General features: G+C 51.2%; 19 protein-coding genes. 3 read left to right on the plus strand and 16 right to left on the minus strand.

From position 1 onward, the window contains the following. Nucleotides 1–17: 17 nt before the first annotated feature. The 5 genes from KJW29_RS19050 to KJW29_RS19070 form a co-directional block, all read right to left on the minus strand. Nucleotides 18–3,209, minus strand: a complete 3,192-nt coding sequence (locus KJW29_RS19050; RefSeq protein ID WP_087569027.1) for an S-layer homology domain-containing protein — start codon at nucleotides 3,207–3,209, stop codon at nucleotides 18–20. Between the two features lie 193 nt (nucleotides 3,210–3,402). Further along, a complete protein-coding gene (locus KJW29_RS19055; RefSeq protein ID WP_087569028.1) occupies nucleotides 3,403–4,869 on the minus strand; it encodes an aldehyde dehydrogenase family protein in 1,467 nt (488 codons plus the stop codon). A gap of 549 nt (nucleotides 4,870–5,418) precedes the next feature. Continuing rightward, nucleotides 5,419–7,305: a C40 family peptidase gene (locus KJW29_RS19060; RefSeq protein ID WP_209071905.1), complete on the minus strand. Its 1,887-nt coding sequence runs from the start codon at nucleotides 7,303–7,305 to the stop codon at nucleotides 5,419–5,421. An 18-nt stretch (nucleotides 7,306–7,323) separates the two neighbouring features. Continuing rightward, nucleotides 7,324–7,731 carry a DUF6075 family protein gene (locus tag KJW29_RS19065; protein WP_087569029.1) on the minus strand — a complete coding sequence of 136 codons (408 nt, stop codon included), beginning with the start codon at nucleotides 7,729–7,731 and terminating at the stop codon, nucleotides 7,324–7,326. Between the two features lie 149 nt (nucleotides 7,732–7,880). Beyond that, nucleotides 7,881–8,303, minus strand: a complete 423-nt coding sequence (locus KJW29_RS19070) for an RNA polymerase sigma factor (protein WP_087569030.1) — start codon at nucleotides 8,301–8,303, stop codon at nucleotides 7,881–7,883. Between the two features lie 661 nt (nucleotides 8,304–8,964). Between KJW29_RS19070 and KJW29_RS19075 the strand changes: the two genes are divergently transcribed. Further along, nucleotides 8,965–9,504, plus strand: coding sequence for an RNA polymerase sigma factor (locus KJW29_RS19075; RefSeq protein ID WP_087569031.1), 540 nt, complete (start codon nucleotides 8,965–8,967; stop codon nucleotides 9,502–9,504). A 133-nt stretch (nucleotides 9,505–9,637) separates the two neighbouring features. After that, entirely contained in the window at nucleotides 9,638–10,966 is a 1,329-nt protein-coding gene (locus tag KJW29_RS19080; RefSeq protein WP_214625748.1) for an IS3 family transposase, read from the plus strand. A gap of 169 nt (nucleotides 10,967–11,135) precedes the next feature. Here the strand turns inward: KJW29_RS19080 and KJW29_RS19085 are convergent, their stop codons facing one another. The 3 genes from KJW29_RS19085 to KJW29_RS19095 form a co-directional block, all read right to left on the minus strand. Further along, nucleotides 11,136–13,460, minus strand: a complete 2,325-nt coding sequence (locus KJW29_RS19085) for a VirB4-like conjugal transfer ATPase, CD1110 family (RefSeq protein ID WP_087569032.1) — start codon at nucleotides 13,458–13,460, stop codon at nucleotides 11,136–11,138. Continuing rightward, entirely contained in the window at nucleotides 13,457–13,813 is a 357-nt protein-coding gene (locus KJW29_RS19090) for a PrgI family protein (RefSeq protein ID WP_087569033.1), read from the minus strand. Before KJW29_RS19090 ends, KJW29_RS19085 begins: the two co-directional genes overlap by 4 nt. Nucleotides 13,814–13,937: 124 nt before the next feature. After that, nucleotides 13,938–14,123 (minus strand): hypothetical protein, encoded by a 186-nt coding sequence (locus KJW29_RS19095; protein WP_087569034.1) that lies wholly within the window; start codon nucleotides 14,121–14,123, stop codon nucleotides 13,938–13,940. A 162-nt stretch (nucleotides 14,124–14,285) separates the two neighbouring features. Here KJW29_RS19095 and KJW29_RS19100 point away from each other — a divergent pair, with 162 nt between their 5' ends. Then, nucleotides 14,286–14,537: a helix-turn-helix domain-containing protein gene (locus KJW29_RS19100; RefSeq protein ID WP_087569035.1), complete on the plus strand. Its 252-nt coding sequence runs from the start codon at nucleotides 14,286–14,288 to the stop codon at nucleotides 14,535–14,537. 12 nt (nucleotides 14,538–14,549) lie between these two features. Here KJW29_RS19100 and KJW29_RS19105 read toward each other — a convergent pair whose 3' ends face one another. The 8 genes from KJW29_RS19105 to KJW29_RS19140 are packed head-to-tail and all read right to left on the minus strand — an operon-like array spanning nucleotide 14,550 to nucleotide 21,294. Beyond that, nucleotides 14,550–15,389, minus strand: coding sequence for a VirB6/TrbL-like conjugal transfer protein, CD1112 family (locus KJW29_RS19105; RefSeq protein WP_087569036.1), 840 nt, complete (start codon nucleotides 15,387–15,389; stop codon nucleotides 14,550–14,552). Nucleotides 15,390–15,445: 56 nt separating this feature from the next. After that, nucleotides 15,446–15,742 (minus strand): glutamyl-tRNA amidotransferase, encoded by a 297-nt coding sequence (locus KJW29_RS19110; protein ID WP_425517428.1) that lies wholly within the window; start codon nucleotides 15,740–15,742, stop codon nucleotides 15,446–15,448. Beyond that, nucleotides 15,739–17,517, minus strand: a complete 1,779-nt coding sequence (locus KJW29_RS19115; RefSeq protein WP_209071906.1) for a VirD4-like conjugal transfer protein, CD1115 family — start codon at nucleotides 17,515–17,517, stop codon at nucleotides 15,739–15,741. Before KJW29_RS19115 ends, KJW29_RS19110 begins: the two co-directional genes overlap by 4 nt. Next, nucleotides 17,504–17,695, minus strand: coding sequence for a hypothetical protein (locus tag KJW29_RS19120; RefSeq protein ID WP_087569038.1), 192 nt, complete (start codon nucleotides 17,693–17,695; stop codon nucleotides 17,504–17,506). The genes KJW29_RS19115 and KJW29_RS19120 overlap by 14 nt, the downstream gene beginning before the upstream one ends. A gap of 47 nt (nucleotides 17,696–17,742) precedes the next feature. Next, on the minus strand, nucleotides 17,743–18,645 hold the full coding sequence (locus KJW29_RS19125) for a hypothetical protein (RefSeq protein ID WP_209071907.1): 903 nt from the start codon (nucleotides 18,643–18,645) through the stop codon (nucleotides 17,743–17,745). Next, complete coding sequence (locus KJW29_RS19130) at nucleotides 18,642–19,592, minus strand: PcfB family protein (protein WP_246608282.1); 951 nt, start codon at nucleotides 19,590–19,592, stop codon at nucleotides 18,642–18,644. Before KJW29_RS19130 ends, KJW29_RS19125 begins: the two co-directional genes overlap by 4 nt. After that, nucleotides 19,537–20,934, minus strand: a complete 1,398-nt coding sequence (locus tag KJW29_RS19135) for a relaxase/mobilization nuclease domain-containing protein (protein WP_214625749.1) — start codon at nucleotides 20,932–20,934, stop codon at nucleotides 19,537–19,539. The genes KJW29_RS19130 and KJW29_RS19135 overlap by 56 nt, the downstream gene beginning before the upstream one ends. Before the next feature lie 21 nt (nucleotides 20,935–20,955). Next, nucleotides 20,956–21,294, minus strand: a complete 339-nt coding sequence (locus KJW29_RS19140) for a plasmid mobilization protein (RefSeq protein WP_087569041.1) — start codon at nucleotides 21,292–21,294, stop codon at nucleotides 20,956–20,958. Between the last annotated feature and the right edge of the window lie 636 nt (nucleotides 21,295–21,930).

Here is a 21,930-nt window from a genome sequence, read left to right on the forward strand (position 1 = left end):
CAAACCAGCGGGACAGCCTACTTCTGTGACAAACGAAGGTTATCGATCACGAACGAATCTCCGCTCTCCGGCGCATCCTCCCACAGATACAGCTGAATGGAGGCGATTCCCGAAGCGTCGAGCCCCGTCGCTTCCGCTCCCCAGAAGCCCTCTTGCTCCCCCCATACAGGGTCGGAGGCCTTGAACTGGGCTATCGAAATCGTGCGGGATTCCTTGGCCCCAATGGCAAAATAATACGTACGAAGCGCGCCCTTCTTATCCGTTACATTCGCGCGAAGCTGGATCGGCAGCGCATTGGGATTGGTCACATCGGCGACCACGAGCGGCTTGCTTCCCAGGTTCCATGGGGCTGCCGGCTTGATCTCCACTCCGGAGTAATCCGCGTCTAGCGTACCTACGCTAACCTTCATCGCCCGTTTGCCATCCGTTGCGCCAGTGGCTCCATACTGAACAACGGCTGTTTTGTAGGCTGTAACGATGGACAAATCCTCGTTCGACTCAAAGGACATCAGCCACTCCTTGCCTGGCTGGCCGCCTCCTGTACCTGTGCCCTTGCCAAGAAACCGGATGTCATATGCTCTCGCATGCACATCCTTTGCAGCGCTAACCATTTCCTCGTAAGGCACATCGGCTACATCCACAAAACCTAGGTTGTAATTTTCCCCGTCCCATGCGCGTCCAAGCAGCGGCTGATCCACATATTGGAACCAATGCGCACCGACAAAATAAGGATTGTTCAGTACAGTCTCCATATAATGAACATACTTCTCGCCGCGATTCTCTTGATCCACAGCCGACGTATCCGCGTTTGGTCCCGTTCCGAACATGCCTCTGTCATCCGAAGCGAAAGCAAATTCACCGATAATCGCCGGCATATCGAGCTCCTCAAGATGCATCCAGTTTTCGCCTTCCACATCCTCTTTATACACATTGAAGCTGATGACGTCCACATACTTCGCCGCTGCCTTCTGCACCTCTTCGCTTGTGCCCCACTCCGCAAATCTCGAGCCCAGATAAAGGGTATCGGGAAGCTTCGCGCTCACCGCTTTATCCACAATGCGGAAGTACTCATCCGCCAGAAGACTCAGCATGGTCGAATAGTCAGGCAGCATGCCCTCGGACAGCTCTGCCGGCTGATAAGGCTTGCCAAGAGCGTCAAAGGAGGCGAAGCTGGTGCCCCATTGGCTGTTCAGACTTTCAATTTTGTTTTGATAAACAGACTTCAGGTGGGCAATCATTGTGCGTTTGGCATAGCTGCTCTTGGCTGAGCTGTCCATGGCCATAATGTTGCTGATCAGCGCGTACTTGCTTCCCGTATTGGCGGGATTGCCCCAAGCGATCTCGTTGTCGATGTACACCCCAATCATATACTTGTCATCTTCAACGCCATACGCCAATATTTGTTCGTCCAGCATGTCGTCCACGCTTGTCTTGAACGCCGGATCGAATGGATCTGCTACCGGCGCCCAGCCGCCTCCGCTTGGAATGGTGGCATGCTGTCCCCAATGCGTCCAGCCATTGGCAACATAAGCGATACCATGCTCATCGCCCTTCCCGAAGAATAATGCCGGGTCCGACCAGTTACCGAGCGAGCTGAAGCCCCAGCTCTTGAAGCGATCCACAGAGATGTCCTTCCATGCCTTCACGTAGTCCTGTCCGTATTTGCGCTCCAGATTGGCCTGGTAATGGTTGAACAGCCAGCCCTCTGTTTGCCCCAGTGGAGGAGCCCCTACTATGGATGTATAAGTGTAATGCTCGCCCAGCTCTCCATCCTTGGAGGGGAGCTCCGTGAACATATTTTCCCGGCCTGAGATCCAGGTATTCATATCATCCAGTCGAACGATATCAAGACCATTGGAGAAGAACAAGTAGCCCTCGGGATCCACCAGCGTCCACTTGCCTTCATGCTTCGCCACACGGAAGTGCCCGGTAGCTTCAAGCTTCGGTCCGTTCAGCCAACCGCCATATTTGCTTGTTTCCAACGGCTTGGCGCTGGCGAGCGCAGCAGCCTCTTCCTTCTTGTCAGCAAGGAAATCCCCATCGGTATGTACCTTGCCCTCCCAGTCCAAGCCCCTGTATTGGCCATAGCCATCCACCAGGTCGTCCATGTAGCTGAGATCCGTATTGGGATCGCCGATTACGGCAATGTTATCGAATAGGAGAGTGGATTCCTGCTTCGTATACATTTGCCACAGCTGGAATTCCACGATATGGCTGCTGTCCAGCCCCTTCTCTCCCCAGCCGTAGCCAAGCTGGCTGCCGGCAGGATTGGGCGGCAGAAACCGCATCCCGAGATCCAGCGCTTCCGAGCCCATGCTGAGAAAATATTTTTGTGTACTGTTTGCTTTCGCAACGGCAGCGCTTACAGTGGAATGCGCCACGCCGTCCGCGCTTTTGTCATCATCCATACGCAGATAGAAGGTAATGTCCTTGTCCGTCGGATTCGTGACCTCGAAGGACAATGCTTTGCCGCTGCCGAATTGCCAAGGCGTAGTCGCCGTGAATTTGACAGTCGGGAAGTCCGCAGCGGCGTACACGACCTTTAGCGCCTTGGAGTCCGTTGCCTCGTTGTGGACAACCTCAATCGTGGAATCTCCTGTCGTTACAAAGTCTGGAATTGCACCATTCTCGAAATCAAGAGAAGGGAATCCATATCGATGCGAGATGACACGGTCAAGCGCTGTCACCAGCTCTGCGAACGTAATTTTCGCTTGAGGGCGCAGCTTGCTCCCGTTGCCTACGAACACTCCAGCACCATATACGGTCTTAAGCGCCGCCTTCCCTTCAGCGCTCATACCGGCAATATCCCGGAAAATCCGGTCCAGCTCAACGCTTCCTGCAGCATCATCGCTTATGAATGCAGAAGCGACAATGACAGCTTCCTCTCGAGTAACTCCTTTATTGGCCTGATCAATAGACTTACCTTGGGACGCTTGAACAGCCCAAGCCGCTGCTCCCGCATTCGACTGTCTCGAAGCATCCATGGCTTCCCAGCCGATGGAGCTCCCAATCAGCTTCGCCGCATCCTCGCGAGAGAGCGCGCGATTCGGATTTTTTACCTCTTCTGATGCCGCCTCAACATATCCCGCCTGCACCCAAGCCTGTATTGTGCCATCCGCCCAGTGCTTGGAGGACATGCCATACGCCTGCGATGAGAACGCTCCCATCATGAGGAGGAAGACCAGAATCATCAAACTGTGTCGCTTCATTCCTTGTTAACCCCTTTCCGATTCATCTGCCCCTTCATTCTATCGAACTATGCTGGGCCAATCGCATAAATATCTTAAGCATTTGCATGGCAATCCTATAAAAATCGTAAGCGTTCTCCCAGCCTGTACAAGAAAGAGCAGCGAGGGCTTAACCTTTCAGCCCCGCTGCTCCTATATGGCTTCTTAACCTCTATTAGGCATAATTCAAGTAAACAGTACGCTTTTGGAGATAGCCCTCAATACCGTATTCGCCATCCTCGCCGCCGATGCCGCTCAGCTTATGGCCGCTGTGATGGCCCTGCATGCAGCCTGACATGCCTTGGTTCAGGAATACCGTTCCCACCTCCAGCACCTGGATTGCCTGCATCAGCTTGCGATAATCATTGGTGTACAGATAAGCCGATAAGCCAAGCTCGCTGGCATTAATGATGCTCACCGCTTCCTCGAAGCTTCCGATCCGAACAATCGGCAGGACCGGTCCAAAGATCTCTTCTCGTGCTGCAGCCATATCAGGCGTAACATTCGTGAGTACCGTCGGCTCGTACCAGTAGCCCTTCTGGAACCCGTCTCCTGTTGGACGTTTGCCGCCGGCAGCCAGAGTAGCGCCTTGTCGGACCGTCTCCTGCACGATAGCATCAATCTTCTCCAGATCCCGCCCGTTCGCCTTCGGCCCCATCGTCACCGACTCGTCGAAGGGATCGCCTAGCTTAATGGACTTCACTCGCTCCAGCAGCTTCTCCGTAAATGCATCGGCAATGCTCTCATGCACAAGCACCATCTCATTGCAGATGCACACCTGCCCGCAGTTCGCGAAGCGCGCGCCAACAGCCGCTTCTACCGCTTGATCCACATCAGCGTCCTCCAGCACAACAAACGGCGCTTTGCCGCCCAGCTCCAGAGATAACGCCGTAATGTTGTCCGACGCCGCCTTGTAGATCGCCTGTCCCGCTCTAACGCTGCCCGTAACAGTGACTAGCTTCGTAATGGGACTGCTGACCAGCGCCCCTCCGACCTCCACGCCTGTGCCCGTAACGAGATTGGCCACTCCAGGCGGGAAGCCAACCTCATCAATGAGACGGAACAGCTCGGCAGACGCAATCGGCGTGAGCTCATGCGGCTTAATGATCATCGTGTTCCCTGTCACCAGCGCCGGGCCCAGCTTGCGGCCAATGAGCGCGAGGGGATAGTTCCAGGCGCACAGCCCTACAGTGACGCCGTACGGCACCTTCTGAATCATAAGCATCTCGCCCTGACGGTTAGCCGGCAGCACATCGCCCTTCAAGCGGGTAGCCGATTCCGCCGCGTACATGAAATAAGCCATCGTATCGTCGACTTCGCCAAGCGCCTCGCGATAGGTCTTGCCTTGCTCAAGCACAAGCAGCCGGGCGAAATGCTCCCGCTCCTCTTGGATGCGGTCCACCAGCTTGACCAAATACCGAGCCCGCTCAACAGCAGGCAGCAGCTTCCACGAGCGCTGAGCTTTCTCCGAGGAGAGCAGCGCCTTCTGCACATCCTCCAGGTCCGCATCGCTGACATATCCAATCACTTCTTCATTGGCCGGGTTCAACACCTCAGTCAAGCGCCCGGAGGCCGAATCCATCCATAGTCCGTCTATATAAAGTCGATAATAGGTCGTATTCCCTTTTGTCCCCGTCATCATAACCTTCACCTCTTAATTGTAGGATTTCATCATTTTAAACTCTTCCCTCTTTTAAGCAGTACGAATATATTAATGAGGCTCTATAAATATATTAGCTTTTTTAAGCTTCATTATTCCGCTCAATACAGCCTGAATATACCCTTATTATGTGATCACGATCGATGTCTCGCGTTTGGTGGATGAGATACCTGAGAGGGTCGATAGCCAGGGAAACTCATCCGATAAATGAGGACTTGGCACCAGGTAAGTCGGGTCCTGCTCCAATTGATTCGGCCAAGCGATCGTAGAGATTTATCACTCTAGAATGCGCATAATGATTGTGCATGGTGCTTTTGTAGTTATTGTATAGTTTCTACCGATTGCCACTTGTGGCCTCACGTAATCCTGCATTTTCGGAGCATTATGGTACATGGGATTCTGGCATATTAAACGAGTCAAAAAACGGTTCGAAAAATTATGTTTTTTATGAAAACCGTACAGATCATCTGTAAAATGACCGAAGGGCTGCAGGGCTGTGATACGTTTACAGGCCACTTCACAAAACCTCGTTTAATAAATTCCGGTTTTCTCCCCCTGAAAATATGGCCTGCCATACATCACTTGAAGTTCGGCGTCGAATACTTTCCGATATACAACCTGCAAGCGACTGGAGGATGCGTCAATGACCATGCCGTTACCGGCATAAATGCCGACATGCGTTATATCCATAAATCGCCCATTTTGCTCGTAGCTCCAGAAAATTAGGTCGCCAGCCATTAGTTCATCAGCAGTTAGTGTCAGTCCGATTTCTACGATAAAACGCGCCTGCTCTGCCGCCGTTCTTGGCAAACCGACTTCCAATTGCTGATACACCCACTGAACGAGATAGCTGCAATCTGTAAAGTTGCCCTGTCCTGCCTTTAGCTGACTGTAAGGATCACCCAGCCGAGTCAACGCCATATCAACAGCCTGGCTTCCAAGCACCCCCGCTGGTAAGTCTGTTCGGACCGCCTCAAGCTCCCCGGATGACAAGCCTACATGCTCGTCCTTGCCAAGTAGCGCAAGCATCATGGGACGAAATTCGGCTGACAACAATTCGTTTATCATATCGGTCTGCTCAGAATTAAAATCATAGAAAGCCGCTTGCTGCTCTGCCGTTCGGGCTGTAATCGATAGACGCAAGACACGTTCATATTGTGTCACCTGTTGTTCCTCTGTACTTCCATCCTCCTGCTCAATGACTACCATTTCCGTAAGCTCCAGCGTCTCCACATGCGAATCGAGCTGATTCATATCCCAATAAACCGTTTGCAACAGTTCTACCCGCTTGCGATCCATCGTTGCCACGTCGATGCCCACCGTGGACATGGACGTTTTGACCGAAAAAACGGCCAATACCTCCGGCCAGTTGTCGATACGGCTGTTGTCCGCGCTGCCAACGTAATGCATTTCTACGCGATCTACATTTCCAGCCGCCTGACGTTCCTGCACCAATCGAGTCTTAAATTGTTCATCCAACTCCTCTACAATCAACGATAGCTTCTGTGTACCGGGTTCTGTATTTTCATCTGCCACGAATATGGCAAACGGGGAGGAGAGAAGCGCCGCGATGATCATAATGATGCATAGCAGGATAATAACGCTACTGCTGACTCCCATTAGAGCAGCCATTCCCTTCACCAATAGTGCTATGGCTCGAACGAGTATTTTCATCAAACGAAGATTCATGTGAGCGACTGCTCGTGCCGCATGAATCGAATGCCGAGCCTGGGTTACAGTCTGTAGCATTCGCTTCTGCTGAACATCATGCTTTGCTTCCTTACGAGCATGACCTGCCTCTGATGCGGAGAGATGAACAGACTTAATCGTGCGATCCACCATCTTAAGCGCTATCCTCTGGCGAATTGTTCCTTTCTGTTTCATCTTCTCCGCTAACGGAGAAGCCGCCGCAGCGGCCATCCGCCGCGGCGCATATCCTTTCACTTTTACGTTGTGGGCCGCTTTGATACTGGCTGTTTCATGTCCAACCCTCTTTTTCCCGGCTGGTTGCCTCTCAGGCAGGTGTTGACCCACCGCCTTTCCAGTTAAGCGCTGCGATTTCCGCCTTGCGTTTCGTGGTTTCATCCCGTTAATTGGCCACCGCATTAATCGGATAGGCATGCTCGCCCGCGAATCTCGGTCGGCTTCTGGATGAGAATGATATGCCTGATCGACAAGGTGCCATCGCTTTCGGATAATGGTTGCAGCTACCATTGATACACGTACGATGCTTCCTATTGCTCGCTGCATATTCGCATCATTGCGGTCCTGTATCTCCTCCGAAGTAGAACGAGGCCGCTCCTGCTCTCTGTAGCGGGCGGTGTTGTTCCTTCGAAGTACCCCTCTCTGGAGTACGCGAGCCTGCTTGTTAATCTGCTTGATCGACTTGACGATACGTTTGGTTTTTAGCTTTTTCACCGCTATTACCCTCCCTACCTACCGGCTGCGTTCTGCTTTGAACTTAACGGGAGGGATTTGAACCTTGCAGTATTCGGGATAGCGAAGACGGATTGCTTCAACAAAGTAAGGAGCAAAACCACAATCGAAAAGCTCGTGCGGAGTGGAATATCGTTCCGCTCCAGCCTGGCTCCAGCCATTCCAGAGATTAAATGCCAAGCGGCAAGTACGGACAGAACTGCCCGTTTGCCATGGGGCGGACAAGCCCTCCGGCTTAATCCCCCCGTTAGAAAAGTCGAATACGTCGTGAATGTTTCCGCGGGTATCCTTGGATATACCCAGCGTGTAAAACAATGCGCGATGATAGCCGTCTACGTTTCGACATTCATCCAGCATCCGATAGTAGAAGGCTTCGTGTTCGGAGTCTAGGAATAAAGTGGGCTTCATGTTTATTCACCTCTCAAAATAATCGATAGAAGCAAGAAGGCCAAAAAAGTCCTTCTACTATCCGTTTCATTTTGGAGCTCGAATCGGGCACTCTACGTTCCATATGTTATGTTTCAAATGATGATCTTTCTACCGATCTCACGGCTCATCTACTCCGATTTTAACAACCGTGCTAGTCGATGAAGTCCCCGTTCAATCGACTTACGAACGGTACTTTCATCAATTTGCTCCGATCGCGCGATCGCTACTTTGCTCATACCCAACATATAATGCGCATAAATGCGTTGCACCCATTTGTCCGGCAATTGACACAGGGCTTTGTACAATTCTTCACGGGAAGCCTTATGTAACAGCAGCTCCTCTGGAGAAGCCGTATTGTACAAGGCTTCTTGCTCAATACCATCCTCCCGATTCAGGGAGAAATAGGCACGATTACGATATCGCTTTAAAATATATGCGTTTTCATCTAATTCAAACTGTCTCAGTTCACGAGCCATCTCTTCTTCTACCTCCACCCAAACATCCGTTTGATAGAAGGGATAGATTTCGCGCAGGTTGACTTTTAGCTTCATTATTACCGCCTCCAGATTGGTTTTTTTGATAAACCAAACCGGAGGCGGAGAACGGCAGCCCTTGCTGCTTGCCCATCGCTTCCTTCGACGTTCTGGCAAACAAAAAGAACCTCCAGCTTGAGAGGTTCCGGCACCAACATATTTCGGCCAACGAATAACCGATTGACTCAAGAAAGCAGACTGCCCACTACCGGCAGCAAGAAATCGGAAAGTAACTAAACGATCGTGCGTTCGAGGAGATCGCATATCTATCAGCTCCTGCCTGCAAGGCAGCACCACTGTGATTGCTTGTCTCGAGTTGTCTTGGCGCTAACCGAGATGCAAATGATGGATGATCGAAACCTCAAGCCTGATACTCCACTTAAATTATTTAGTTCTAAAAGACTATTGGTTGAAGAATCTAAATTAGGTTAATATTCCCTTATATATAATGTCGCTTTATAGTCGCAAAATCACATAAAACGTCAAAAAATTATTGCTCTATGACGAAGGGATTAGGGATTCGACACCATATATCGGGAGTGTCCGCTCGCAGGAGGCACTCCATCTAGGAATGAACAACGCCTTTGGAACCAATTTAGATTACGGAGGGGATTTGCCAGCCGCTCCGTTCCATTAGTCGTTGTCTTTGTACCTGAATTAGAAGGAGGACGCGAATTTGATGAAGCTCAGGAGTAATGAAACGTTTTTCGTGGATGTGTTTCGCAAGTATTTCACCCGAGTTTTGAACTACTGCAAGAGGCTAATGAGGGGACAGGCTATCGAGATGGCCGAGGAATGTGCGCAGAACACCTTTGTACAGGTGCAAGAGAATATCACGGCCTTGCAGGCTCATCCTAATCTAGCGGGATGGTTGTGCAAGACCGCGAGGAATCAAGTGAACGCTTATTACCGGAAGCTCTATCGACGACGAAAGTACGAAATTGCGATCAGCGACAGCATAGCCAATCAACTGACAGCCAATAGTTGTGAATTGTACGAGGTTTTAATCGGCACATTGGACATGAACAAAATGGTTCGTCATGTCTTGCAGCAGCTCAGCCGCACGGAAACGGAATTTTATGTTGATTACTTCAAGGATCACCTTTCCATACACGCGCTCAGCCAAAAATACAACCTCTCGAAAACGGCTGTCACAACGCGAATCTATCGCTTGCGAAAAAAGATCAAGCAAACGGCTCGCCAAACTCTCTTTGGATAGCTGGAATACTTGATTCTACGATAAAATGGGAGGAACCTATAAACTGGTCCCCATAGACTAGACACTTTGAAAAAAGGTGTTTAGGCTGTGGGGGCCTTTTTGTATACTGGTACTAGCATCAAGGGAGGGCATTATGAGTAAAAAACTTTTTTCCAAGGCAGAACTGGGTCATCTCTCAAAAAACAAATACATCACGAAGGTAAGTGAGATAGCCGTTACGTACTCAGAGGAGTTCAAACGGATATTCATTGATCAATATCTCGAGGGTAAGACGCCGAGAGAGATCTTCGAAGCCCATGGGTTTAGTGTAGAAGTTTTAGGTATAAAGCGTGTAGAGCAAAGTGCAGACCGTTGGAAGAAATCTTATGAGCGGGGCGGAATCATTGGGCTCATGGATTCCCGTAAAGACCCCTCGGGACGAACACTTAGACGGGAGCAGTCACCAGACGAGATCATCGCCAAGCAGGATGCGCGGATCAAACTTCTGGAGTCTCAACTTGAACTGCTAAAAAAAGCAGACACGAAAGAAAGGTGGCTGGTAGCCAAGGGAAGAAACCTGAGCAAGAATAAGCTGTTTGAACTTATTCATGAAGCCGTAGGACAGGGATTCAAGCGAATGACGCGCTATCTATGCGAACTGCTTAATGTCTCGCGATCAGGATACTACAGTTATCTTAAGGCTGCAGATTTCCGCGTAGAGCGCGCTCGACTGGACGCAGAGGATGGCGCGCTAGTCAAGAAGGCGTTCTCTAGAAGAGGCTTTAAAAAGGGCGCTCGCTCGATCAAAATGGTTCTGGAAAACGAGTTTGATGTTATCTTTAACCGAAAGCGGATTCGCAGGCATATGCGGGACCTAGAACTCGTTTGTCCTCACCGAAAGCCAAATCCTTATCGCCGAATGGCTAAAGCCACCCAAGAACATCGAGTTGTCCCCAATAAGCTACAACGGGATTTCAAGAAGGAGATTCCGGGTCTTGTGCTGCTTACCGACATTACGTACCTTCCATTTGGCCGGTCAGAGATGGCGTACCTATCCACCATTTTGGACGGCTCCACTGGAGAGCTGCTTGCTTACAACCTCTCCGAAAGCCTCACTCTGCCATTAGCAACGGATACGATTAAAAATCTCATGAAGCAACGACGCTTGAAACTACATAAGAAGGCTTTTATACATTCCGATCAAGGCAGTCACTACACAAGCCCCCAGTATCAGAAACTACTGAAGAAGAAAGGGCTTGGACAGTCTATGTCCAGGCGAGGAAACTGTTGGGACAACGCCCCTCAGGAATCCTTCTACGGCCACATGAAAGACCACGTCATTAGTCGAAACTTTTCCACTTTAAAAGATCTTAAACATGAAATCGATCGCTACATCCGCTACTACAACCATCACAGATACCAATGGGGATTAAAAAAGATGACTCCTGTACAATACAGGAATCATCTCTTGTCGGTAGCTTAACTCTCTTTTTCAAAGTGTCCTTGACGAGGGGACCAGTTTACTAGGCCCAGTGCCACAGTTCCTCCCTTTTGAGGTTTCATCATACTTTGAACTGATTGTTACTTAGCGAGCGCATTGGCATGGCGGGCAGCTATCTAGCTCAAGTAGAACGCGGCGAAATCAGGCATGTTTATTCCCCTGGCTTCGTCGTCATCAATTGATACAGCATTGTGTCCCGCGGGAACTGATCGGCGAAGGGTACCAACGAGTTGCCGATCTTCATCAATCCGTTTCCGGCGTCCACATTGGTAATGTAGGAGAGCTGCAAGTCCGAAATGTTCAGCAGCTCAGCGAGCTCCTTCCGATCGGTGCTGGACTGGTTAAGCATCACGATAAATTCGCTATTAGCCAGCATCGTTCGGGCGGTATGGCTTTGCAGCAAATCGTCCACGTTCTGCGTAATGCCCGTACAAAAAGCACCATACTTTCGGACGCGCTTCCACAAGGCGTACAGAAAGTTAGCGCTATATTCGTGCTGGAACAGCAAATAGATTTCATCAATGAAGATATACGTGTTTTTGCCCTTTACCCGGTTTTGCGTGATGCGGTTGATAATGCTATCTAGCACAACCAGCATCCCAATCGGCAGCAATTGTTTGCCCAAATCCAATATGTCGTAGCTGATCAGCCGATTATGAACATTCACGTTGGTCGGTTGGGCAAAGGTGTTCAGGCTACCCGACGTGAACAATTCTATCGCGAGTGCGATGTCCTGTGCCTCCGGCTCCGCTTGCCTAAGCAGCTCCGCATGGAAGTCTCGTAGCGTCGGAGGCTCCCCCTTATACTGGCTCTGCAAAAAACTTCGATAGACACTGGCGGTGCAACGGTCGATCAGCGATTTTTCCTTCGCCCCGAGCGGATACCCGCCCATCAACTGCTCACACAGCGACAACACAAACTCGGACTTCAGAATGATCGGATTGGCTCCGTCGCCATACTGCCGGTTCAAATCCATGGCATTAATGTGGTTCGGCGATGTGGCCGAGATATGAATCGTCTCGCCGCCAAGCGCCTTCACCAAGGCGGAATATTCCCTTTCCGGGTCGATCAGGATCACATCATCGTCGCTTGCCAGCACCTGATTCACGATTTCCCGTTTTGCCGTGAAGCTTTTGCCGGAGCCGGGAACGCCCAAAATAAAGCTGTTTCCGTTAAGCAATTGCTTGCGACTGGCAAAGATCATGTTTTTGCTGATGACGTTCTGCCCTTGGTAAACGCCGCCGGGATGCATGACCTCCTGGGCGCGAAACGGGATGAAGACTGCCGTGCTTTCGGTCGTGAGCGTCCGCAACGCCTGTACCTTGCGCAGCCCATACGGCAACACTGTATTCAGGCCGTCCATCTGCTGGAAGGTCAGCGGAGCAAGCTGGCACAGATGCTTGCGGGCTGTCGTCAGTAAGGCTTCGGTATCCTGGTCAAGCTGCTCCTTGCTCTCTGCAATATGCACCATCGTGAGTAATCCGAACATCATTCGCTGATCCCGGGTGGTCAGGTCGTCCAGAAACTCCTTGCTCTCCTTGCGCTGCTGCTCCATGTTATAAGGGATAACCGCCGAAAAGTTGTTGTTCTTATTTTGCCGCCGCTGCCAGTTCGTAATGTTGGTCTCCACGCCAAGCAGCCGGTTTTCCACCTCCCTCACCGCCTCGTCGGTCGGGATCGGGATGACATCGAGCGACAGCAGCAGGTTTCGATTCAGGTCGCACAGCTCGGCAACCATGCTGTCCTTGATATAGCTGGCGTATTCCCGCAGGAAGATCACGCGGCCGTAGAAACGCCCCATCCGAAAATGATCCCGCTCAAACTCCAGCGTATCTGGACAGATATAGTCCTTGAAATCATGCCCCTTGCGCATCGTTTCCGACAAATCGAAACGAAATCCGCCCTCTTCGCCTATTCGGTAAAAATCATGTAGTCTGCGCAAGCGATCCGTCGCATTCAGCTCCGTACATTTGGAGCCGAGCCGTGTAAAATGCCCGGACAACTCGGCACCGATCCGCGCAAAATATTGCCGCGCTTCCTCAATGTTCTTTTTTGCAATCGAGACGGTGATATATTTTTCCTGATACGTTTCATTGGCACCGGTCGCTTTGTCGAGCAGCATACGATTATATTCTTCCCGGTACGAGTCTAAGCCGTCCTCCCGCAACGGGATCAAAATCGAATCGGCCAGGTCCGTCCGGTTCAGTCGGCGGTTGTTGATTGTAATTTTCGTCGTTGCACCGCTGTCCAACGAATTAAGCAACTCTCCGTATGCGAGGAACATCGCTTCCTTGTCCTCTCGTGAGGCCACAGCATAATTAATATCCTCAAAGCAAAAAGACTTAGAAAATTTGTTGCCAACCAAAAAAATCCCGTCCGGCCACATGGCTCGAATCGGGATCGCTTGCTGAACACCCTTTGGAACGACAAAACGTTCCTTGTCTTGGCTCAGGATGCGCTTGAGCGTTTTAATCATCGTGTCTCCTCCAGACCACGCTGCCGTAGCTTCACCCGCAACGCTTCAACATAATGGTTGGTCGAATGGAAGACGAGCCGCTTCGGCATCAAAAACTCCGACTTTATATACGCCCATAACAATTGCTCTGCGGTCATGCCGTGATACTCAATGAAGCCCAGCGCGGCGTAAGGAGCAGCCCCCAGGATACACATCCAACTCACCGTTTCGATTCCAAAATGGTTGCGTAAGCCAAAGTACAGGCCAATCGCCGCTCCTACAGCCAAAACAGAAAAAAAGAACTGCCGCAAGGACAGTCCAAAGAATAAGCTTTCCGTATACGCCCGGATCTCCCGGTTAATTTTGATCTCCATCTGCATCACTCCCAAGCTAACGATTAATCAGACCACGAGCCCTAAACCTTGTTCATCTTGCTGCTACTCTAAAAAAAACTGACAATGGGGCAGTAACTCAAATGCCCCTGCCCCCTTCCTCCCTTTATCTCACCGTATGACGTCGTTTGGCCTTTCTTTGTTGATATTGAGCAACCAATTCATCTACGATACGGCTTTGCTTCTGAACCTTTGGATTATCTGCCAACGGAATTGATTGTTTTAACGATTCTAATCCAAGTTGGTTCAGCTTTTGCCGTTCCTTTTCCAATATTTTTAGAAAACGGCTCATTCATCCACTCCTCTGTTCGGTTTACATACCCATTCCTTTGTAAATAGTAGACAACGACGGCAGATTTTAATGCGATTATCGGTTTATTTTATTTTAATTCGATATTCGCATTAAAACAACCATGCCATTTCGTACAATGTAAACCATTGTGAGGTGTCCACCATGAAGCATCGAAAAGACCCGCCTGGCGACAAAAATATTATCGGTTCCCGGGTTGTTGTCATTCGCAAAGCAAGGAAGATGAAGCAAAAGGAGTTTCTGGCTCGTCTGCAGACTTTGGGTCTTGATCTCAGTCCGACCAGTCTATCACGTCTAGAAGGCCAAGATCGACTGGTACAAGACTTCGAAGTACTGATTATTGCCAAAGCCTTGGAGATTACTGTCGGCCATTTGCTCGGCGAGGAAACGGAGTAAGAGTTCCGTTCTCTACAAGCCCATCATCTCTCGCACGACTCGATCTGCCATTTTGACAACACCAACCAGAACCAGCATGTTAAAGATCAACTCGCCAATGTAGGTCCAAACCATCGTCACCGCTCCGGCTCCATCTGCAACAGCAGGGGGCGCTTCGGCGAAAGCTGCATAAATGATACAGGCCAGTACAATGATCGCCCCCTCCAGGCATGCCGCCGCATATCCCTTGAGGAAGGAGGTTCCAATGCTTTGGCTCGGCTCACCAGCATATGCTGACAATGGAACAGGCGCTATCGCGGTATACAAATAGATACGGAAAAATCGGCCATAGACAGATAGAATCATAATAAACGACAGCACGGTAATAAACAGGCTGCCAAGCAAGGAGACAATCCACAACGGGATACTCTCCCAAAACCCAACGTCCTCAATCGCCTGTGAAATCGTACCCGGCAGGCTGATCCCTTCCATCGCCCCAAAGCCGGAGTTCCCCATAATGGTCGATATGACGCCTTGTACGATGGTGAACAGCCCCATCATCAACTCCAACCCGTAGGTCACAACCGCCTTGGCGAGAATAAAGCGAATAAACAGTTTGACGGCCAGTTCGGGCCGCTTGATTTCGGCAAAATTGCCCGCTGTTTTCATCACACCTACCACGAAAAACAGCACCAGCAGCGCAAGCCCGGTCGCCTGCAGCGCACCATGGATATCCGTGACGACCTGCCAGATCGCTCCACCTTTAAAATCAGCTGGCGACTGTGTGACTAGCTGCCAAATCTCGTTCATCTTGTCGTTCCAGGTGTTTAACGCGTTCTCCAGATTTTCTTCGACCCAACTGTTTTTCGACATGCTCTCACCCTTTAGTACAGAAGGGGAGTAGCGAGTACTCCCCTCCGGCGTGATCGTTATCCCGCAATTAAAGCTAGAATCTCCTTCGTAAACGTAATAATGATGCCACCTGCCAGGGTTAAAAATCCGTTGGCTCGTTGAGACGGGTCATGCGACTTGAGCGACAAGCCGATCTGAACGATGCCGAAACCCAAGATGATCATCCCTACCGCCCTGATCAGGCCAAAAATGAAATCAGAGAAGTTATTGACCGTCTCCATCGGATCGCCTGCAGCATAGGCCGTCGAAGCCCACAGGGTTCCGAATGCAAGCATCACACCCAACGTTAGCAACCCCTGCATTTTACGCTTCAATGCCGATCATCTCCTTGTAAAATCAACTCTTCTAGTTCTCTCTCTGACAGCAATTCATAGTCGCCTTGCTCATGCAGCATCACCTTCGTCCAGTCCACAGCGTGCTCCGCGTCTCCGTGACGATAGGCTTCTCCATGACCGTCCAGCGTCAATGAAACATTGGGATGCCGAAGCACGTTATACTTCTCATCCAGCACCGGCCGTTCGCCGCGGATAAACAAAATGGCATAACGGTTGTCCAACAGCCGAACCTCGTCCGGCATCAGCAGTTCCCGACCTGTTTGCTGATAATTGATCGAATAACTGCCATTGCGTCCTCTGCTGAGTCCATACGTATTCGTGTCAAGCGTCTCCTTGCCCAGAAGCTCCGACACATACTTATGCGTGGATTGCTCATTGCCCCCGAGATACAGGAACAGGTCGCAGTTGCCGACAATCGATTCCCATTCATCCTTGTACAACGCCTTGAGCTGGGCCAAATTTTGCAGGATGATGGACACCGAAATTTCCCGGCTCCGCATGGTCGAGAGTAGCTTGTCGAACTCTGTTGGCAACGCGACGTTCGCAAACTCGTCCATCACAAAATGGACATGAACGGGCAAGCGCCCCCCATGCCGATAATCGGCTTCATACATCAAGCTCTGGAACAGCTGCGTGTACAGCATGCCGACGATAAAGTTGAAGCTGCTGTCGTTATCGGGAATGACGGCGAAAAGCGCCGTCTTTTTCGTGCCCATAGCGGACAAGTCTAGTTCATCCACCACACTCATGCCTGCAATGGTGGGCAAATTGAACTTTTCCAGCCGTACCCCGAGACCGATGAGAATGGACTTGGCCGTCTTGCCTGCTGCCAGCTTGAAAATGTTGTATTGCTTAACCGCCAAATGCTCTGGCTCTCGCATGGCCAGCCGCTCGAAAAGTTCATCCAGCGGGCTTTGATACGTTTCATCTTCTTCGCGAACCTCCGCTGCTGCGATCATCTCCATCACCATGGGGAAATTTTGCTCCTCGGGCGGCGCTTCGTAGAGCAGGTATAGCACAAGCGCTTCCAGCAGCGCCGTTTCGGAACGCTCCCAAAACGGATCATTCGTATTGCTTCCCTTCGGTGTCGTGTTGCGAATGAGGTTCGTTACCAGCTTTAGTACGTCCTTGTCGTCCCGTAAGTAGGCAAACGCATTGTAGCCGTGCGACAGGTGAGGGTTGATGAGATCCAGCACCTTGATATCGTATCCTTCTGTCTGGAGCAAGCCGCCGGTATCCCGCAAAATTTCTCCCTTGGGATCAAGCACTACAAAAGACGTTGCGGCCTGCATTACGTTCGGCTTTGCATAAAAGCGCGTTTTACCGGCTCCCGAGCCGCCGACCACCAGTACATTCACATTTCGCCGATGCTTGCGGCCGTCAAGGCCGATCCGAACGTGTTGCGTCAGGATTTTGTTTTGCTCCAGCTCTTTACTTCGGTATATGGCATTGAGCTGCTTTGCTTTTCCCCAGCGGGCACTGCCATGCTCCTCACGCCTGCGATAATTACGCAACGAGGACATATACACACCTATACAGACGGCATACGCCAGCGTAAAGAGCAGTAGGCTGCGCGGCGTATCCGCCACCCAACGGATATGGAGGGGATGCTCCATTGCTGCGTTGAGCTGCAACAGCAAGGCAGGCAAGCCTTCCGATAGGGCAGGGGCAGCATGCAGCGCCAGCCAGATGACCGGCAATAAAAATACCGCAACGAGTATAAGCTGACTCGTTGCGGAATTAGCGCGCCGCATGCTCGCTCCGATGCTTCGCTTTTCGATAGGGGGCATCTATCGTTTTCAGCAGCAGGTCATCCACGGCATCTGTCGACCGCCGCTCCCCGATCAAGCCATTACGCAGGGTATTCAGGGCGTTGATGACGATACCATGCTCGTAATGATCCAAGCTAAGAATACGCTCGTCCTCTTTCATTGGCCTTCCTCCCACGTCATCGAAATGTTCATTTGCCAGCCATAGCGTTAACGAACCGTGTCACGGCGACTCGGCTGCTGCCGCAATTGGCCTAGCAGGTGGTACATTCGGCTATTCATCGTATGGGCTGTGTCCCGAATGATAGATAGTTCCGTACGAATCTGTTGAGGCTCCAGCCCTTTCAGCCTTTCTACAACACGGTTTAAGCAAAAGCACGATGTCTCCACGCCAAACTGCTTGCTCAGCATATATGCAACACTGTACGCTTGGGCCTGGTGATCCGAGCGGCTGTAGTCGGCCTTACCCTGATCTAGTTCCGCATGCGCCAGTTCCTGCGCAAGCGAACGAAAAATATCACTTGCCGACAGCCCGCGCCGAATCACAATCTGGCGGACATCCGGCTGATAAAGAGCATGCATGCCCTCTGGCAAGGCGTCGCCCATCTGAATCGGAACGGGAGAGCGATGCATGAGCGCCTTGATCTGGGTTCGTTCATCCGGTGGAGGGGGTAGATCCGGTTTCTCTCCGATAACTTGGGCAACGTCAAACATCTTTTTCGGATTGTAGCTTACTGTTGCGTTGCCATCCTCCCGTTTATAAGTCTCGCCCGGCTCCAAAATATAGAAGCCTGTTTCTTTCCGACGTATGCGAAAACCCATTGCCTTCCAGCCCTCGAAATCGGCAATTCGCGTTGCCTCCGGCCGCTGCGCCATAATAAGTAATGCATTAGAAACACTGTACCGGCCAAAGCGGCTTTGTATATTCAAATACTGTTGAAACTGTTCGCCGGTTTGCACGGCCAAAGCCGTGGTCACGTCAATGGTTTCATAAGTCCATTGGCGCAGCTCCTGTTTCTTCTGCACCCAGGCTTCCTTGTCGAAGGGCTGATCTTGTGCGGTAGCGATCACGGGTGGTGCTTCTTGACGAAACAAATCATCCCATTCGCTCATTTTGATTTCCCCTTTCGCTTGCTACGCTTCGGTGTCTCGATAGGTGCGTTAATGGCAACAGGTGCCATGCCCCGATTCTTCCGTTTGGGCAAGCCGAGCTCCCTCTCCTTCTGCTGTTGCTGCCGCTGTTTCTCCACGGCACGGCTCTCTTCCCGAATCTCGCGCAGCAATTGCCGTACAGACACCTTCGCCTTCGGCTGTTCAAAAATCATTTCGGATGCCTCTCTGTGCGCGGAGATAGGCACGGACGGAGAGAGGCGTTCCACTTGGTTCTGGCTCTCGGATTGGCGAGGCAGAGATAACTGCTCCAACTCCTCCGCTTCGGCCCGCGGCTCTTCCTCGTGCACCTGCTGATCTCTTTCCCGCGCCTCGTTTCCCTGCTCCACCCCTTCCGGCGGTTCCGGCTTTCCCAGAAGTTCGTCCAAAAACTCCTCGCTGATTGCCGCTGCAGGAGCCTCTTGCTCCTCTGCTACCGGCTCTTGATGCTCCGCAGCTTCCATCGCTCGTTCCGCTTCCAGGCTGTCCGGCAGCTTCTCTTGACGGGCTTGTTCAATTTCCTGCCTGATGCTAGCCGTATCCACGGTCGCCAACTGGAAGCGTTCCACGATTCGATTAATTTTGGAGGCATCCTCGGCGCGCACCATCACATCGCACAGACCATCCACGTTCTTTTTGTCCCGCAACGCGCAATACAGGACACCATAGCGCTTCGCTTCCTTGCAAAAGGTGGGCAAGTCCTCATTCCGCACGGCGAATACCTTCAGTTCCTTCCCGCTGCGGAGCAGATTCTCAAGCCGGGTGCGGCCCCTCGTCTGTTTTTGCCCTTGCAGCACGGCGAACAAATAGGCCGCGAGATGCTTTGCACCTTCGCCAGATATTTTCGCCATCACTTCAATACCGCGCAGACTCATGCTGACGACCTGATCGGCCGCCTCGTTTCCGCTCATGGGCTTCTACCTCCTTGTGCCTGGATTTTTCTTCATGCTCTTCATGCTGCCGCAGCTTGTCCTTGATTGTAGCGGAACGCGCCAAAATGCCCGCGCAAAGCCTCACCTCCTTTCGAAGCTGCGCCAGTTGCCAAGAATACTCTGCGATCTGCTCCCGGTGCGCTGCAATCTGCTCGGGTTGTCGGCAACTACGCAAGCGTCTGCGGCAGTTTTGGCGGTCAAGACGCAGTCCCTTCATCTCAGCCTGTCGGGGTTCAACATAGCTGGTCAACTGCACTAGGCTGGCTATCCGATGACGACAGAGCAGCTTGGTTTGTTCAATGATCTGCGACAAGTGACGTAAATCCTCCCTCAACAAAAAAGACGCTCGTCTCGGAGACGAACGGTAGCGAGGCACAATTCCCAGTGCAAACAGATAACGGACATACAAAGCTTGAAGGCCGGTAAGCTTGCGATGCTTGACCAGGCGTTTTCCACGAACCAGAACCACGCGCTTACGATTTGGAAGCGACAGTGCTGATTTTTTCTTGGGCAATGCACTGCCCAAAATTCGTTGCTTGATCGCTTCCTCCCCGTAGGCTTCGCCCAAGATATGTAGGCGAACAAATCTTTCTTTACCTGGTGGACGAACGGCTACATGTTTGACATGTGCCTTGATTTCGTAGCCCGTTGCTTGGAGATATGCATAAAATTGACTCATTGTCCTTGCCCCAGCAATAGCGGCGTCCATGTCCTCCCGAATGACGCCGCGCCATGTCGGCTTGCTTTCCTGATCGGCTCGCCATTCTCCGTACTGCTTGGCTTTCCCGCGCTCCGGCTGCTCAATGACGGATAAGGCATGCTCCCGGCATAGCTGGTCGGAGGTTTTCCGCATTAGCGCATAGGAAGCCTTATTATCGTAGTATCGTTTGCCATCCATGAAGGAGACGGAATTGAGAACAAAGTGATTATGCAAATGATCTTTGTCGAGATGGGTGGCAACTACCACTTCAAAGCGTTCCCCCCATAGCGCTTGCGCCAGCTTCACGCCAATGGCATGCGCCTGCTCCGGTGTCGTTTCCCCCGGCGCAAAGGACTGGTAGCCATGAAATGCGACGATGCCGTCCGTTTTCTGAAACCGCTTCTTGGTTCGCTGCATTTGCTCATGGGCGCTGATGGGATCACAATTGATGCCTCTCACATAAAGCTGCCGCTCTGTTTTCGCATTCGAGCTAGTGTAGGCAAGTGTCTGCTGCAAACCATCCGCTTCCATGCGCCCCTGTTCTGTTTTATCTGGATTGACGGCGTAGTTCAATACACGCTTCAGACGATCGGTCACGTCCCATATCGCGGTCGTAGCCATATTGCTTGTACCCTATGTGGTTCAAGAAAGTGCACTGCGCGACTCCGGCGCAGTCACCGCCTCTTGAATCCGTTGGACAGCTCGACGCAAATCATCCGCTTCACGCTGGAAGGAAGCGTGATCCAGATGACTGGTCGTATGCGCCTTCACCGCAAGCTGGTTCAGGTTATTGCCAATGGCGTGAAGCTCGCGCAGCATAGTGTAATAATCTAGGGGTGGCAACATTTTTGGAACATAGCCGTTAATCAGCGAGCGAAGGTAGGCTTCCCGTGACAGCCCCGACTGTTGCGCTTGCTTTTGAAGCCTTCGAACCTCTTCCTGATTGACCCAAACTTGAATGCGAATGCTTCTTTTTCGCATGTGACGTCTCCTTTCTGAAAATGGAGTTAATCATGAGAACAAGGCATCTTAAGAATGCCCGTTCCAAATACAACCATTTATTCAACAAGCAAACATTTCGATCCGCCAGGCGAGGGTATTAGGGGCGTAGCCCCTAACAAGCGAATTTGGGAGACCAAATTCAGTGCTTGCTGCAACGTTACACGTTGCCCCGAGGCACCTGCCGGGAAAAAGTGGAGCTGCGGGTAAACAAAAAAGACGCCGTGCGGAAACAATGTCATTAAGTTAAGATGCAGGGCCAAAAATCAAAAAAGAGCAGGTTATCGAAAAGATAGCCCGCTCTTTTTTGCATGAAAAAGAAAAAGAACTTGACATGCGGATGGAAGTGTATGGCGTGGCCCCTTGAAAAAAATGAGGAGGTTTCGCCAATGAATGAGTACGCCAATTCGCTTAAAGAAACGCTGACATCTCTCATACGAGGAATGGCAGCTGCACCTTGCACCTTATGTCCAAAACCCTGAAACAGATTTTACTCAAAAAAAGAAGCTACCCTATGAAACGGTCATGGAACTCCTGATCTCCATGGGGGGCAACAGCAACTACAAGGAACTCTTGGAATCACAGGACTAAGACGTAAACACTGCAACCACTTCTGCT

Origin of the sequence: Paenibacillus agaridevorans (assembly GCF_018604145.1) — a bacterium.
Lineage (GTDB): Bacteria > Bacillota > Bacilli > Paenibacillales > Paenibacillaceae > Pristimantibacillus > Pristimantibacillus agaridevorans.